The 13,243-nt window shown below is 65.9% G+C and carries 15 protein-coding genes; 11 read left to right on the top strand and 4 right to left on the bottom strand.

The window, feature by feature from the left end; genetic code table 11:
- Window positions 1–48 precede the first annotated feature (48 nt).
- The 5 genes from KO490_RS03560 to KO490_RS03540 all read left to right on the top strand — a co-directional run bounded on the left by KO490_RS03560 (window position 49) and on the right by KO490_RS03540 (window position 4,005).
- A complete protein-coding gene (locus KO490_RS03560) occupies window positions 49–456 on the top strand; it encodes a hypothetical protein (RefSeq protein ID WP_216018028.1) in 408 nt (135 codons plus the stop codon).
- A 79-nt stretch (window positions 457–535) separates the two neighbouring features.
- Complete coding sequence (locus tag KO490_RS03555) at window positions 536–826, top strand: hypothetical protein (protein WP_252726990.1); 291 nt, start codon at window positions 536–538, stop codon at window positions 824–826.
- Between the two features lie 75 nt (window positions 827–901).
- The gene (locus KO490_RS03550; RefSeq protein WP_216018027.1) at window positions 902–1,111 is read left to right on the top strand and encodes a hypothetical protein; all 210 of its coding nucleotides are present in this window, start codon (window positions 902–904) and stop codon (window positions 1,109–1,111) included.
- A 102-nt stretch (window positions 1,112–1,213) separates the two neighbouring features.
- Window positions 1,214–3,259: an acetyl/propionyl/methylcrotonyl-CoA carboxylase subunit alpha gene (locus tag KO490_RS03545; protein WP_216018026.1), complete on the top strand. Its 2,046-nt coding sequence runs from the start codon at window positions 1,214–1,216 to the stop codon at window positions 3,257–3,259.
- On the top strand, window positions 3,256–4,005 hold the full coding sequence (locus KO490_RS03540; RefSeq protein WP_216018025.1) for a hypothetical protein: 750 nt from the start codon (window positions 3,256–3,258) through the stop codon (window positions 4,003–4,005). The genes KO490_RS03545 and KO490_RS03540 overlap by 4 nt, the downstream gene beginning before the upstream one ends.
- Here the strand turns inward: KO490_RS03540 and KO490_RS03535 are convergent.
- A complete protein-coding gene (locus tag KO490_RS03535) occupies window positions 3,971–4,165 on the bottom strand; it encodes a hypothetical protein (RefSeq protein WP_216018024.1) in 195 nt (64 codons plus the stop codon). The genes KO490_RS03540 and KO490_RS03535 overlap by 35 nt on opposite strands.
- 84 nt (window positions 4,166–4,249) lie before the next feature.
- The gene (locus KO490_RS03530; RefSeq protein WP_216018023.1) at window positions 4,250–4,786 is read right to left on the bottom strand and encodes a DUF4174 domain-containing protein; all 537 of its coding nucleotides are present in this window, start codon (window positions 4,784–4,786) and stop codon (window positions 4,250–4,252) included.
- Window positions 4,787–4,843: 57 nt separating this feature from the next.
- Between KO490_RS03530 and scpA the strand changes: the two genes are divergently transcribed.
- The 5 genes from scpA to KO490_RS03505 all read left to right on the top strand — a co-directional run bounded on the left by scpA (window position 4,844) and on the right by KO490_RS03505 (window position 10,234).
- Complete coding sequence (scpA, locus tag KO490_RS03525; RefSeq protein WP_216018022.1) at window positions 4,844–6,976, top strand: methylmalonyl-CoA mutase; 2,133 nt, start codon at window positions 4,844–4,846, stop codon at window positions 6,974–6,976.
- A gap of 109 nt (window positions 6,977–7,085) precedes the next feature.
- Window positions 7,086–7,910, top strand: coding sequence for a glycosyl transferase (locus tag KO490_RS03520; protein WP_216018021.1), 825 nt, complete (start codon window positions 7,086–7,088; stop codon window positions 7,908–7,910).
- On the top strand, window positions 7,907–8,443 hold the full coding sequence (locus KO490_RS03515) for a hypothetical protein (RefSeq protein WP_216018020.1): 537 nt from the start codon (window positions 7,907–7,909) through the stop codon (window positions 8,441–8,443). The genes KO490_RS03520 and KO490_RS03515 overlap by 4 nt, the downstream gene beginning before the upstream one ends.
- A complete protein-coding gene (locus tag KO490_RS03510) occupies window positions 8,427–8,870 on the top strand; it encodes an isoprenylcysteine carboxylmethyltransferase family protein (protein ID WP_216018019.1) in 444 nt (147 codons plus the stop codon). The genes KO490_RS03515 and KO490_RS03510 overlap by 17 nt, the downstream gene beginning before the upstream one ends.
- Before the next feature lie 74 nt (window positions 8,871–8,944).
- Window positions 8,945–10,234 carry a homoserine dehydrogenase gene (locus KO490_RS03505; protein WP_216018018.1) on the top strand — a complete coding sequence of 430 codons (1,290 nt, stop codon included), beginning with the start codon at window positions 8,945–8,947 and terminating at the stop codon, window positions 10,232–10,234.
- A gap of 78 nt (window positions 10,235–10,312) precedes the next feature.
- Here KO490_RS03505 and KO490_RS03500 read toward each other — a convergent pair whose 3' ends face one another.
- The gene (locus KO490_RS03500; RefSeq protein ID WP_216018017.1) at window positions 10,313–11,239 is read right to left on the bottom strand and encodes a class I fructose-bisphosphate aldolase; all 927 of its coding nucleotides are present in this window, start codon (window positions 11,237–11,239) and stop codon (window positions 10,313–10,315) included.
- 209 nt (window positions 11,240–11,448) lie between these two features.
- On the opposite strand from KO490_RS03500, the gene KO490_RS03495 reads away from it, so the two are divergent.
- The gene (locus KO490_RS03495) at window positions 11,449–11,955 is read left to right on the top strand and encodes a hypothetical protein (protein WP_216018016.1); all 507 of its coding nucleotides are present in this window, start codon (window positions 11,449–11,451) and stop codon (window positions 11,953–11,955) included.
- A 69-nt stretch (window positions 11,956–12,024) separates the two neighbouring features.
- Here KO490_RS03495 and pgk read toward each other — a convergent pair whose 3' ends face one another.
- On the bottom strand, window positions 12,025–13,227 hold the full coding sequence (gene pgk / locus KO490_RS03490) for a phosphoglycerate kinase (protein WP_216018015.1): 1,203 nt from the start codon (window positions 13,225–13,227) through the stop codon (window positions 12,025–12,027).
- Window positions 13,228–13,243: the final 16 nt, after the last annotated feature.

The following is a 13,243-nucleotide window of genomic DNA, read 5'->3' as shown; positions in this document are numbered from 1 at the left end:
CTGCCCGCGCGCAGCCGCCCCTCAGCTTCATGAAGAAGGGGCGCAGCCATGCTGAAGCATCGCGGCTTTCCCGGGCGTCTGCCCGGCACCGATTTCCAGTTCACCATCCGGCGCGAGAACCGCAAGAAGGGCGCGACGCCCATCACGCGGCGCGAACGCTTCAAGGACCGCAAGCCGGCCGACAAGAAGGCCGATACGGGGTTCCTGTCGGCCCTGATCACCCATTTCGGCGACGAGCCGTTCGAACGCGGCAACCTGGATGCGGGACGCCTGTCCTGGCTGATCGGCCGAGAGGTCAAGCCGGTCGGCGAATTCGATCCGGCCGATTACGACCAGCTGCTGCAGATCGACATGGCCGAGGCCGAGGCATCGTTCCCCGAGCTTTTCGCCAAGGACGCACCCGAATTCGACTGGGACGATGACGACTGGGACGGCGAGTTCGAGGACGACGACTGATGCGCGAACTGGCGCCCATTCGCATGCATTCACCGGCATGTCAGTTTGACGCGGGCGGGCGCCATGCGATAGTCGTTCCATGCTGGAATTCAACTGCCCCGAAAAGGGGCCATATCACAGGCAAACCAAAATGCAGAAAACCTTCGCTCTCCGCTTCGCCGGTCTCGCCCTCGTCGCCGCTGGCCTGTCGGCCTGCTCGCCCGGTTACGGCACCAGCCTGTCGCCCGACACGCAGCGCGCCGCCGGTGGTGCCGTCGCAGGTGCCGTCATCGCCAAGGCGCTTGACGAAGACATCGCGACCGGTGCCGCACTGGGTGGCGCTGCAGGCGCACTGTGCGACGACGCCGGCGTCTGCCAGCGTCGCTACTGATCGACGCGTCTGCGCCGAACCGACAAGGCATGGCCCGCGTTCAGGGCCTGCCGCCATATTCATAGGATCAGACACATGTCCAAGTTCTTCGCCGTTGCCCTCGTCGGCGCGACCCTCGTCGCCGGCTGCACGCAGAACATCAACCCGACCGACACCGACCGCGCGCTCATCGGCGCAGGCGTCGGCGCGACCATCGCGCATGTCGGCGGCACCAACGTCGTCAAGGGCGCAGCCATCGGCGGCGCCGCAGGCGCGCTGTGCAACGACGTCCGTCTGTGCGAGTGATGCACTGACCGCGCGCGACACCCGCGCGCGACACAGCTGATTTTCAACCGTCCGCGGGTCGTCCCGCGGGCGGTTTTTTCATGCCGCAAGGCCGGGGGGGCCATGTTCAAGAAGATCCTGATCGCGAACCGAGGAGAGATCGCCTGCCGCGTCATCAAGACCGCGCGCAAGATGGGCATCGCAACCGTGGCCGTCTACTCTGATGCCGACCGCAACGCGTTGCATGTCCGCATGGCGGACGAGGCCGTCCATATCGGACCGCCCCCCGCGAACCAGTCCTATATCGTGATCGACCGGATCATGGAGGCCGTCCGCCAGACCGGGGCCGAGGCCGTCCATCCGGGCTATGGCTTCCTGTCCGAGAACCGCAAGTTCGCCGAGGCGCTGGAGGCCGAGGGCATCGCCTTCATCGGCCCGCCCTCGGGGGCGATCGAGGCGATGGGCGACAAGATCACCTCGAAGAAGATTGCATCCGAGGCGGGCGTCAGCACGGTGCCCGGCCATATGGGACTGATCGCCGATGCCGAGGAGGCCGTGCGCATCAGCGATCAGATCGGCTATCCGGTGATGCTGAAGGCCAGCGCAGGCGGTGGCGGCAAGGGCATGCGCATCGCCTGGAATGCCGACGAGGCCCGCGAGGGGTTCCAGTCGTCGCGCAACGAGGCCGCCAACAGCTTCGGCGACGACCGCATCTTCATCGAGAAGTTCGTCACCCAGCCCCGCCATATCGAGATCCAGGTGCTGGCGGATCAGCATGGCAACGCGGTCTATCTGCACGAACGCGAATGCTCGATCCAGCGGCGGAACCAGAAGGTCATCGAGGAAGCGCCCTCGCCCTTCCTGGACGAGGAGACCCGCCGCGCGATGGGCGAGCAGGCCGTCGCATTGGCCAAGGCGGTGGACTATACCAGCGCGGGCACGGTCGAATTCATCGTGGACGGGCAGAAGAACTTCTACTTCCTGGAAATGAACACCCGCCTGCAGGTCGAACACCCGGTGACCGAACTGATCACCGGCGTCGATCTGGTCGAACAGATGATCCGCGTCGCCGCGGGCGAGGAACTGCCCTTCGCGCAGGACGACCTGACGATCGACGGCTGGGCGATCGAAAGCCGCCTCTATGCCGAGGACCCCTATCGCAACTTCCTGCCGTCGATCGGGCGCCTGACGCGTTACCGTCCGCCATCCGAGGTCGCGGCAGGCCCGATGGCCGCGCGCAACAAGTGGCTGGCCCAGGGCGCCGGCGTCGCCGCCAGTGCGGTGCGCAACGATACCGGCGTCTTCGAGGGCGGCGAGATCAGCATGTTCTACGACCCGATGATCGCCAAGCTGTGCACCTGGGCACCCACGCGCGGCGAGGCGATCGAGGCCATGCGCGTCGCGCTCGACCGTTTCGAGGTCGAGGGGATCGGGCACAACCTGCCCTTCCTGTCGGCCGTGATGGACCATCCGCGCTTCGTTTCGGGGCAGATCACCACGGCCTTCATCGCCGAGGAATATCCCGAAGGGTTCACCGGCGCGACCCTGCCCGATGACGAGATGCACCGCGTGGCCGCCGCCGCCGCCGCCATGCATCGCGTATCGGAAATCCGCCGCAGTCGCATCAGCGGGCGGCTGGGCAACCACGAACGCCATGTGGGCGAGAACTGGGTCGTTACGCTGGACGATCGAGAGTTCCCCGTCCGCATCGCGGCGGATCGCGATGGGGCCACGGTCGAGATCGCCGGCAAGACCATGCGCATCGAGAGCGACTGGCGGCCCGGCAGCAACCTTGCGGTTCTGGATGTCGATGGGCGACCGCTGGTGCTGAAGGTCGATCGCATCGCCGCCGGATTGCGCCTGCGGACCCGCGGGGCCGACATGAAGGCGCATATCCGACGCCCGAGGGCTGCCGAACTGGCGCGGCTGATGCCCGTCAAGACCCCGCCCGACACCTCGAAGCTGCTGCTCTGTCCAATGCCGGGGCTGGTCGTCAGCATCGGCGTGGCGCCGGGCGACGAGGTGCAGGAGGGTCAGGCCCTGGCCACGGTCGAGGCGATGAAGATGGAGAACATCCTGCGCGCCGAACGCCGCGGCATCGTGTCGGCAGTGAACGCGGCCCCCGGCGACAGCCTGAAGGTCGATGACGTGATCATGGAGTTCGAATGAGCTTCTGCCTGCCCCTGCCCGGTTCGGTCCAGGCCTGCTTCGGCACGGCCGGGACCGCCGATGCGGGGGTGCCGCCGCTGGATCTGTGGCTCAGCCCGCAATTGCAGCAGGCGCTGGTGGCCGGGGTGTTCCTGGCCATCGGCTGGCAGGTCGGGGCATGGCAGAACCGCCGCCGCGACGACCGCCTGCGTGCCAAGCGCGAGGAGGACCTTCAACGCGCCCTGCTGGCCGAGATCCGCGCCCATGTCGTCGGGTTGGAACAGCAGATGCCCACGCCCGACGATGCGGCGATCCTGATCGAACGCGTGGCCACGGGGGACCTGCTGCCCACCCTGCCCCAGCATTCGAACGACCGCATCTATGCGGCGGTGATTGCGGAAATCCACATCCTGCCGGGGGCGGTGATCGACCCCATCGTCATCTATTACCGGCTGCTTTCGATCATGGAAGCGCTGGCCGCCGACCTGCGGCGGATCGCCCGCCGCGATACCGAACGTGCCGCGCAGATGATGGCAGATTACCTGTCGCTGATGGAGGAAACCCGCGATACCGGGTTGCATGTCATGCGCGTGCTGACCGCTAGCCTTGGGGGCGGCGGCGCTGCGGTCGAACGCATGTACAATGAAGACGCCAAGGCATATGGGGACGAACTATCACGCCAGCTGCCGTCCGAACTGGCGGAATTGCGCGCCGGACTGGACCGGCGCGGTGTCAGTAACCGATCTTCGGACCCGAGAGGCCGGTGATGGGACGCAGCCCTATGGCCCGCACGATCTCGTTCGCCCGGCTTGCGACCGGCGACTTGACCTTGGGGTCGGGGCGGATGACCTGCTGTTCCGAAACGGCAGGACGGCGCGGTGCCTTGGGGGCGGTCCGTTCGGTACGATCTGCGCGCTGTGCCGGCATGACGTCATCCTCCGATATGGGGGGCAATACGCCCTTCAACGCCTACAATATAGGGTCGGATCCACAAATCCACAAGTTTCGCACCTATCGCAGCGGCCTGCCGCGTCCGATTTCCTGGCGGCGCAGCGGCAACCTGTCGATGGCGCGCCCGATCTCGCGCACATCCCACGGGCTGGGGCGTCTGATCTTGACCTGCCCGTCCTTGTCGATCAGCACCAGCGAGAACCCGCGGGGCCGCAATTCCTGCCGCCAGCTGCTGTTCGCGGCCGGGTCGCTGTCAGTGACGACGACCACGTCGCGATCGACAAGCTGCCGCGCATCGCTGCGCAAGGCCTCCAGCTGCTCGACAAAGGCCGGATCGCCCGGCGTTTCGGCAAAGACCACCACGGGCCGGGCATTCCACAGGAAATCCGCCCTCTCGGCTTCGCCTGCATCAAGGAAACGCAGCTCTTCCTCGGGGGGCCTCGATCCGGCATCGTCGGCTTCGGAAATCGGCGGCAGACGGGCCGGGTTGCGCTGCGGCACGCTGTCGCGGCTGGCCCCCGCTTCCGGCACAGGGCCCTCCTGGGACGGCCCCATGGCCGCGACGGCCATCGCAAAGATCAGGAAAATCAACTTCATCGGCACCTCGTCATGTCTTGAATATAGGGCAGGACGGTTCTCGGGAAAGGATGCGACATGACAAAACCCACATTGCAGGACTGGCGCGCATTGGCCGAGAAAGAGCTGAAGGGCCGCGATCCCGACAGCCTGACTTGGGACACGCTGGAAGGCATCGCGGTCAAGCCGCTTTATACGCAGGCGGATACCGAGGGGCTGGATCACATGAACAGCCTGCCGGGGCTGGCGCCCTTCACGCGCGGACCGCGCGCCACGATGTATGCGGGCAGGCCCTGGACGATCCGGCAATATGCGGGCTTTTCCACGGCCGAGGAATCGAACGCCTTCTATCGGCGCAACCTTGCGGCCGGTCAGCAGGGCGTGTCGGTAGCCTTCGACCTGGCCACGCATCGCGGCTATGACAGCGACCATCCGCGGGTCGAGGGCGATGTCGGCAAGGCGGGCGTCGCCATCGACAGCGTCGAGGACATGAAGATCCTGTTCGACGGCATCCCGCTGGACAAGGTCAGCGTCAGCATGACCATGAACGGCGCGGTGATCCCGATCCTCGCGAATTTCATCGTCGCGGGCGAGGAACAGGGCCATGACAAGTCCGCCCTGTCCGGCACCATCCAGAACGACATCCTGAAAGAGTTCATGGTGCGGAACACCTATATCTATCCGCCCGAACCCTCGATGCGGATCATCTCGGACATCATCGAGTTCACCAGCGCCGAGATGCCGCGCTTCAACAGCATCTCGATCTCCGGCTATCACATGCAGGAGGCCGGTGCGAACCTGGTGCAGGAACTGGCCTATACGCTGGCCGACGGGCGCGAATACGTGCGCGCGGCCATCGCGGCGGGCATGGATGTGGATGCCTTCGCGGGGCGGCTGTCCTTCTTCTTCGCCATCGGCATGAACTTCTTCATGGAGATCGCCAAGCTGCGAGCCGCGCGTCTGCTGTGGCACCGGATCATGGATGAATTCGGCGCGAAGAAACCGGGATCGAAGATGCTGCGCACGCATTGCCAGACCTCGGGCGTCAGCCTGCAGGAACAGGACCCCTACAACAACGTCGTCCGCACCGCCTATGAGGCGATGTCGGCAGCCCTTGGCGGCACGCAGTCGCTGCACACCAACGCGCTGGACGAGGCCATCGCCCTGCCCACCGATTTCAGCGCCCGCATCGCGCGGAACACCCAGCTGATCCTGCAGGAGGAAACCGGCATCACCAATGTCGTCGACCCGCTGGCGGGGAGCTACTATATCGAAAGCCTGACCGCCGAGCTGGCCGAAAAGGCATGGGCCCTGATCCAGGAGGTCGAGGAGATGGGCGGCATGACGAAGGCCGTCGCATCCGGCATGCCCAAGCTGCGGATCGAAGAGACCGCCGCCCGCCGTCAGGCCATGATCGACCGGGGCCAGGATGTCATCGTCGGGGTCAACAAGTACCGCAAGGACCGCGAAGACCCGATCGACATTCTGGACGTGGACAACGTCAAGGTCCGCGCCAGCCAGATCGCGCGGCTGGAAAACATCCGTGCCACCCGTGACGAGGCCGCCTGCCAGGCCGCGCTGGACGAACTGAGCCGCCGCGCCACGCAGGGCGGCAACCTGCTGGCCGCCGCAGTCGAGGCCGCCCGCGCACGCGCCACCGTAGGAGAGATCAGCATGGCGATGGAGAAGGAATTCGGGCGTCACCGCGCCGAGGTGAAGACCCTGGCCGGCGTCTATGGCGCGGCATACGAGGGCGACGAGGGCTTTGCCCAGATCCAGCGCGATGTAGAGGCCTTTGCCGAGGAGGAAGGCCGCCGTCCCCGGATGCTGGTCGTCAAGATGGGCCAGGACGGCCATGATCGCGGCGCCAAGGTGATCGCGACCGCGTTCGCCGATATCGGTTTCGACGTCGATGTGGGCCCGCTGTTCCAGACCCCGGACGAGGCCGCGCAGGATGCCGTGGACAACGATGTGCATGTCGTGGGCATCAGCAGTCAGGCCGCCGGACACAAGACGCTGGCCCCCAAGCTGATCGAGGCGCTGAAGGCGCAGGGTGCGGGCGACATCCTTGTGATCTGCGGTGGTGTCATTCCGCAGCAGGATTACGAATTCCTGCAGAAGGCGGGCGTCAAGGCGATCTTCGGGCCGGGCACCAACATTCCCTCGGCCGCGGCGGATATCCTGCGCCTGATCCGCGAGGCGCGGGGCTGATCCGGGTCAGCGCCGGGGGGACGACACGCGATTGTTGCCCCCCGGAACCGGTGCATGTCTTGCCCCGCGCCCGCGGCTGTGGAACCTATCGGTCAGATCAGGAGGTCACATGAACGACGGGCGCAACGGATCGGTCAAGCAGTTCATCTGCATCAAATGGGGCAAGAAATTCGGCCCCGATTACGTGAACCGGCTTCACGGGATGATCGCGCGGAACGTCACGCCGCCATTCAGGCTGTACTGCTTCACCGATGACGGAACCGGACTGAACCCCGACATCGCCGTCCGTCCCCTGCCCGAATTCGACTACAAGACCCCTGAACGCACGCGCGGCAAATGGCCGAAATCGCGGCTCTGGGGGGATCTGGGCGACGTGACGGGTGTCGTGCTGTTCCTCGATCTGGATGTGGTGGTCACCGGCGATCTGGACGGGTTCTTCGAATACGGGGATCCGGACGACACGATCCTTGGGCTGAACCCGAATACGCCGCTGGAAAAGATGGGCCAGACTTCGGTCTATCGAATGCGCGTGGGCAAGCTGGCACCCCTGCAGGAGATCTTCCGCGCCGATCCGCAGGCCGCCGCCGACACGTATAAATACGAACAGCGCTTCGTGACCCGAAACGCGCCCGGCGGGGTCAAGTTCTGGCCACGCGGCTGGCTTGCGCATTTCCGGATGCATTGCATCCCGAACTTCCCCTTCAACTATTTCCGCGACCCGACCATCCCCTCCAGGGCGCGGATCGTGATCTTTCCGGGAATGGTCAATCCGCCCGATGCCATCGCGGGCCGGTGGCACGAGGATGGCGACCATCTGTCCCCCCGCGAACACCTGCGCCGCGCCTTCAACGGACAACGCCGCGAAAGCTTCGTGAAGCACATGCGCCATTACGTCCGCCCCACCCCCTGGGTCGAACGGCTGTGGCGCGAATGAGCCTGCCGCGCGCCCCCGACCGCCTGCCCGAGGAGATGGCGGCATCGCTCGGCCATGCGATCGCGGGCTTCGGCTTTCTCGAAGAGGCGCTGAAACGTGCCATATTCTCGTTGACCCGGCAGGGATTGGGCGAGGATGCGACCGATCAGCAGCTGGAACGCTGGCTGAAGCGGATGGAGGATATCGCCGACGACTCGCTCGGGACGCTGATCGACAGCTTCGGCGCGGCAATGAAGCATGCGCGGATCGCGGAACGCGACGTGCTGGTGGAACGGCTGGGCATCCAGCGCCTGCACCGCAACCTGCTGTGCCATGCCAGCTGGCGACCGGGCCGGACGCCGGGGTCTTGGCATCCGACCTTCATCAACACCCGCGGCGAACGGCATCCCGACGACATGACCGCCGAGGATATCGATGCGATCCATGCCGAGACGTTGCGCATCGCCCGGCGCGTCGTGTCCATCATGCGCCAGACCGGGATCGAGGGCGAATGGGTTGCCGAATGGGAGGACGAGGATGCGACTGACGGCTGATTACCCACCGATCTGGCTAGCGGGTTTCGCGGGCGCGGCATGGCTGTTCGGGCGCGTCCTGCCCCCCGGCCCCGACTGGCTGGTCTGGCCCGGTCGCCTGCTGGTCGCCCTGGGCCTTCTGCTGATGGCCTGGGCCGCCGTCACGATGATGCGGGCACGGACCACGGTCGATCCCCATGGCGCCCCCCGCGCGCTGGTGACGGGCGGACCCTTCGCCATGTCGCGCAACCCGATCTATCTGGGTGACATCCTGATCCTTCTGGGCTTGTCGCTGTCCTTCGGGGCATGGATCGCCGCCCTGCCGCTTGCCTGGGGCTTCATGCGCGTCATCTCGGCCCGTTTCATCACCCCCGAGGAAGCTCGCCTGAGCGCCGCTTTTCCCGCGGATTTCCCGCAATACAAGGCCCGGACAGGGCGCTGGATCTGATCCGGCGCCTTTCGCGCGTTGCAAGCCTCGCCCCGACGGGCTAACACCCGCTGGATCAAAGACAAGAGGCTGTCATGTCGTCTCCCCTCCGTCTCGGCATTGCCGGGCTCGGCACCGTCGGGATCGGTGTCGTCAAGATCGTGCAGAAACACGCCGACCTGCTGTCCGCGCGCAGCGGCCGCCCGGTCCAGATTACCGCCGTTTCCGCACGCAACCGCACCCGCAATCGCGATGCGGATCTCTCCTCCTATCGGTGGGAGGATGACCCGATGGCGGTCGCCACCGCCGATGATGTCGACGTCTATGTCGAACTGATCGGCGGAGATGCGGGCATCGCGCGCGACAGCATCGAGGCCGCGCTGCGTTCGGGCAAGGATGTCGTGACCGCGAACAAGGCCCTGCTGGCCGTGCATGGCCAGGAACTGGCCGAACTGGCCGAGGGCCTGGGGCGCGCGATCCGCTTCGAAGCCGCCGTCGCGGGCGGCATCCCGGTCATCAAGGCAATGACCGAAAGCATGGCGGGCAACCAGATCACCCGCGTGATGGGCGTCATGAACGGCACCTGCAACTACATCCTGACCCGGATGGAAAGCGCGGGCCTGCCCTACGAGGCCGTCTTCGAAGAGGCCCGCCAGCTGGGCTACCTTGAAGCCGACCCGACGCTGGACGTGGGCGGGATCGATGCCAGCCACAAGCTGGCGATCCTCTCCTCGATCGCCTTCGGCACCAAGGTGGATTTCGACGCGGTCGAGATCGAGGGCATCGAGCGCGTCAGCATCGACGACATCCGCCGTGCCTCGGACATGGGTTACCGGATCAAGCTTCTGGGCATCGCGCAGATGACCGCTCGGGGTCTGGAACAGCGCATGTCGCCCTGCCTCGTGCCTGCGGACAGCCCCTTGGGCCAGTTGGTCGGCGGCACGAACATGGTGGTCGTCGAAGGCGACAGCGTGGGCCAGATCGTCCTGCGCGGCGCGGGTGCGGGCGAAGGCCCGACCGCCAGCGCGGTGATGTCGGACATCGTCGAGATCGCGCGCGGCCTGCGCCTGCCGGTCTTCGGCCAGCCCGCCGACCGCCTGATCGCGGCACAACCCGCCCGCACGGCGGTTCCGGCAGCCTATTACATGCGCCTCGAATTGCAGGACAAGCCCGGCGCCCTTGCCAAGGTCGCCGCAGTTCTGGGCGACGCGGGGATCTCGATCGACCGCATGCGCCAATACGGCCAGCACAGCCCAGCCAGCGTTCCCGTCCTCGTGGTGACCCACAAGACGACGCCCGACGCGATCGACCACGCGATCGAGGCGCTGCCCAAGACGGGCGTCCTTGTCAGCGATCCGGTCGAGCTGCGGATCGAGGAAGTCTGAAGACCGGAACGGGGGCCGCAAGGCCCCCGTTTCACATCATGTCGCCTGCACGGCCATGCCGTGCAGGTGTCCGCAAGGTCAGGCGCCCTTGTAGATGTCGACCAGCTTCTGCAGCATGTCCAGCGCATCCTCGCGCGAGCGCTGGAAGCTGTTGCGCCCGATGATCGACCCGTTGCCGCCGCCGTCGCGGATCGCACGCGCATCGTCATAGACCGCGTCCGCACCCTTGGACGCCCCGCCCGAGAAGACGACGATCCGGCGACCGCCGAAGGATGCGTCCATGCAATGCTGCACGCGCTTCGCCTGGGTCGATACGTCGATCTGCTTTTCCTCGTAGACCTTCTTGGCTTCGGGAAGCATCAGGTGATCGGTCGACAGCTTGATCTTGATGATATGCGCACCGATCAGTGCCGCGATCTGCGCGGCATAGGCCGCCACGTCGATCGCGGTCTCGCCGTCCTTGGTGATCGCCTCGCCGCGGGGATAGGACCAGATGACGCTTGCCACGCCCTTGGCGGCGGCTTCCTTGCGCATCTCGACGATCTCCTCGAACATGTCCAGTGCCATGTCCGACCCCGGATAGATCGTGAAACCGATGGCCGAACAGCCCAGCCGCAGCGCGTCGTCCACCGATGCCGTGACCGCCTGGTTCTTGCCCGCGGTGCCCGACATCAGGCTGTTGGCACTGTTCACCTTCAGGATCGTCGGGATCTGGCCCGCGAAGGTATCCGCCCCCGCCTCGATCATCCCGAGCGGTGCGGCAAAGGCGTTCAGCCCCGCATCGATCGCCAGCTGGTAATGGTAATGCGGATCATAGCCTGCCGGGTTCGGGGCGAAGCTACGGGCGGGGCCATGCTCGAACCCCTGATCGACCGGCAGGATGATCATTTTGCCCGTCCCGGCCAGCTTGCCGGTCATCATCATGCGCGCCAGCTGGGCTTTGACGCCCGGCGTCTCGCCTTCGTAATTCGCAAGGATGCGGCGCACCGTGTCGGTCATCTGCATGGGACATCTCTTCCTGTTTAACGTTGCACATGAGATACCATGGCAATGCGACAAGACAATGCTGATGACGCTAACGGTCGGGAATGGCGACAAGAATGGGCGAAAGCCCGCGACGTAAAGAATATCTCGGTAAAACTGTAAGTGTTAAGGATTCGGTAATGTTCGGCATTTGAGGCATGAAAAGGCCATTCACCAGAGAGGCTGTTTACATGTACATCAATGCAAATCTCAGCGCGTCGCAGCTGCGGCTTTTCGGAAACGAGGCGTCGAAGGACTTCTCGGATACCGGGCTTTCGGTCTTTCAACGCGCCATCACGGTCGAGGGCGAAACCGCCGAGGTGACCGAACCGCAGGCCACGATCGACAAGACATCCACCGCCGAGGCTGCCAGCTGGTTCGGTCAGAGCGAGGCCTATCGCGAAGCTGCCGACAGCTCTCGTCGTTCCGAGACCGCGTCCACCGCGCCCGTGATCGACGAACCCATGCCCGAGATCGCCGCTGAAACGGTCGTCGCCGATACGGTCGTCACCGAGACGCTTGCAGCATTGGACGAAGAACCCTTCGCGACCATCATCCCGCCCGCGGCGGAACCTGTGACGGAACCCGCGCCCGCACCGGCCCCGCAGGCCCCGGCGGCCGCATCCACGCCGGCCGCAACCACCACGACCTCCGGCAGCGGGGGCGGTGGGCTTCTCGGCTGGCTGTTCGGTCGGTAACGCATCACGCAATACGAAAGGGGCGGCCCAGCCGGACCGCCCCCACCCGGATCATCCGATCCAGAAGCCTCAGTGCTTCGATGCCTCCAGCGCCGCAACGCCCGGCAATTCCTTGCCTTCCATCCATTCGAGGAACGCACCCCCCGCGGTCGAGATGAAGGTGAACTGCTCGGCCACGCCCGCTTTGTTCAGCGCGGCAACCGTATCGCCACCGCCCGCGACGGAAACCAGCTGATCCTGCCGGGTCAGTTCGCCTGCCGCCTGCGCGGCGGCATTGGTCGCGGCATCGAAGGGCTCGATCTCGAACGCGCCCAGGGGGCCGTTCCAGATCAGCGTCCGGCAGGCGGTCATCGCCTGGCGCAGCGCCTCGACGGTGTCCGGACCCGCATCCAGGATCATCGCATCGGACGGGCATTCGTCCACGGGCAGCGTCTCGGACGCGGCACCCGCCTTGAATTCGCGCGCGACGACGATGTCCACCGGCAGGTGGATCGTGCAGCCGCCGGCTTCGGCCTTCTCGATGATGGCGCGGGCCGTGTCGGCCATGTCGCGTTCGGCCAGCGACTTGCCGACCTCGACGCCCTTGGCGACCAGGAAGGTGTTGGCCATGCCGCCGCCGATCACCAGGTGATCGACCTTCTCGATCAGGTTCGTCAGCAGCTCCAGCTTGGTGGAAACCTTGGCGCCGCCGACCACGGCCATGACCGGGCGCTGCGGATCGCCCAGGGCGGCGTCCAGTGCCTTCAGCTCGGCCTCCATCAGGCGGCCCGCGCCTGCGTGAAGCAGCTTGGCCAGCCCCTCGGTCGAGGCATGGGCCCGGTGCGCCGCCGAGAACGCGTCATTGACGTAGACGCTGCCCAGTGCCGCCATCGAGGCCGCGAAGGTCGGGTCGTTCGCCTCTTCGCCCTCGTGGAAGCGCGTGTTCTCCAGCAGCGCGACCTGCCCCTTTTCCAGCGCGGCGACGGTGCGCTTGGCCGCACCGCCGATGCAGTCCTCGGCGAAGACGACCGGCTGGCCAAGCGCGGCCTCCAGTGCGGGGAGGATCTGCTTCAGGCTCATGCTGTCGACGCGCTTGCCCTTGGGGCGGTCGAAATGCGCCAGCAACACCGGGATGCCACCTGCCGCCTGAATGTCCTTGACGGTCGGCACGATCTTCTCGATCCGGGTGGCATCGGTCACGCGGCCATCTTCCACCGGGACGTTCACATCGACGCGGGTCAGAACGACCTTACCGTCTAGATCCAAGTCGTCGATGGTGTTGAACTGGGCCATGAGGCGTCCTTTCGTG

The organism is Paracoccus sp. C2R09, assembly GCF_018860625.1.
Taxonomy (GTDB): domain Bacteria; phylum Pseudomonadota; class Alphaproteobacteria; order Rhodobacterales; family Rhodobacteraceae; genus Paracoccus.
Note: the sequence above shows the minus strand (reverse complement) of the source record. Positions and strands in the feature narration are given on the sequence as shown.

What these genes read in the sequence shown, in the direction of transcription:
- KO490_RS03560 (WP_216018028.1), top strand. Translation starts at nt 49, where the DNA reads ATGCTGAAGCATCGCGGCTTTCCCGGGCGTCTGCCCGGCACCGATTTC.
- KO490_RS03555 (WP_252726990.1), top strand. Translation starts at nt 536, where the DNA reads ATGCTGGAATTCAACTGCCCCGAAAAGGGGCCATATCACAGGCAAACC.
- KO490_RS03505 (WP_216018018.1), top strand. Translation starts at nt 8,945, where the DNA reads ATGTCGTCTCCCCTCCGTCTCGGCATTGCCGGGCTCGGCACCGTCGGG.
- KO490_RS03495 (WP_216018016.1), top strand. Translation starts at nt 11,449, where the DNA reads ATGTACATCAATGCAAATCTCAGCGCGTCGCAGCTGCGGCTTTTCGGA.
- KO490_RS03540 (WP_216018025.1), top strand. Translation starts at nt 3,256, where the DNA reads ATGAGCTTCTGCCTGCCCCTGCCCGGTTCGGTCCAGGCCTGCTTCGGC.
- KO490_RS03535 (WP_216018024.1), bottom strand. Translation starts at nt 4,165, where the DNA reads ATGCCGGCACAGCGCGCAGATCGTACCGAACGGACCGCCCCCAAGGCA.
- KO490_RS03520 (WP_216018021.1), top strand. Translation starts at nt 7,086, where the DNA reads ATGAACGACGGGCGCAACGGATCGGTCAAGCAGTTCATCTGCATCAAA.
- pgk (WP_216018015.1), bottom strand. Translation starts at nt 13,227, where the DNA reads ATGGCCCAGTTCAACACCATCGACGACTTGGATCTAGACGGTAAGGTC.
- KO490_RS03545 (WP_216018026.1), top strand. Translation starts at nt 1,214, where the DNA reads ATGTTCAAGAAGATCCTGATCGCGAACCGAGGAGAGATCGCCTGCCGC.
- KO490_RS03515 (WP_216018020.1), top strand. Translation starts at nt 7,907, where the DNA reads ATGAGCCTGCCGCGCGCCCCCGACCGCCTGCCCGAGGAGATGGCGGCA.
- scpA (WP_216018022.1), top strand. Translation starts at nt 4,844, where the DNA reads ATGACAAAACCCACATTGCAGGACTGGCGCGCATTGGCCGAGAAAGAG.
- KO490_RS03500 (WP_216018017.1), bottom strand. Translation starts at nt 11,239, where the DNA reads ATGCAGATGACCGACACGGTGCGCCGCATCCTTGCGAATTACGAAGGC.
- KO490_RS03530 (WP_216018023.1), bottom strand. Translation starts at nt 4,786, where the DNA reads ATGAAGTTGATTTTCCTGATCTTTGCGATGGCCGTCGCGGCCATGGGG.
- KO490_RS03550 (WP_216018027.1), top strand. Translation starts at nt 902, where the DNA reads ATGTCCAAGTTCTTCGCCGTTGCCCTCGTCGGCGCGACCCTCGTCGCC.
- KO490_RS03510 (WP_216018019.1), top strand. Translation starts at nt 8,427, where the DNA reads ATGCGACTGACGGCTGATTACCCACCGATCTGGCTAGCGGGTTTCGCG.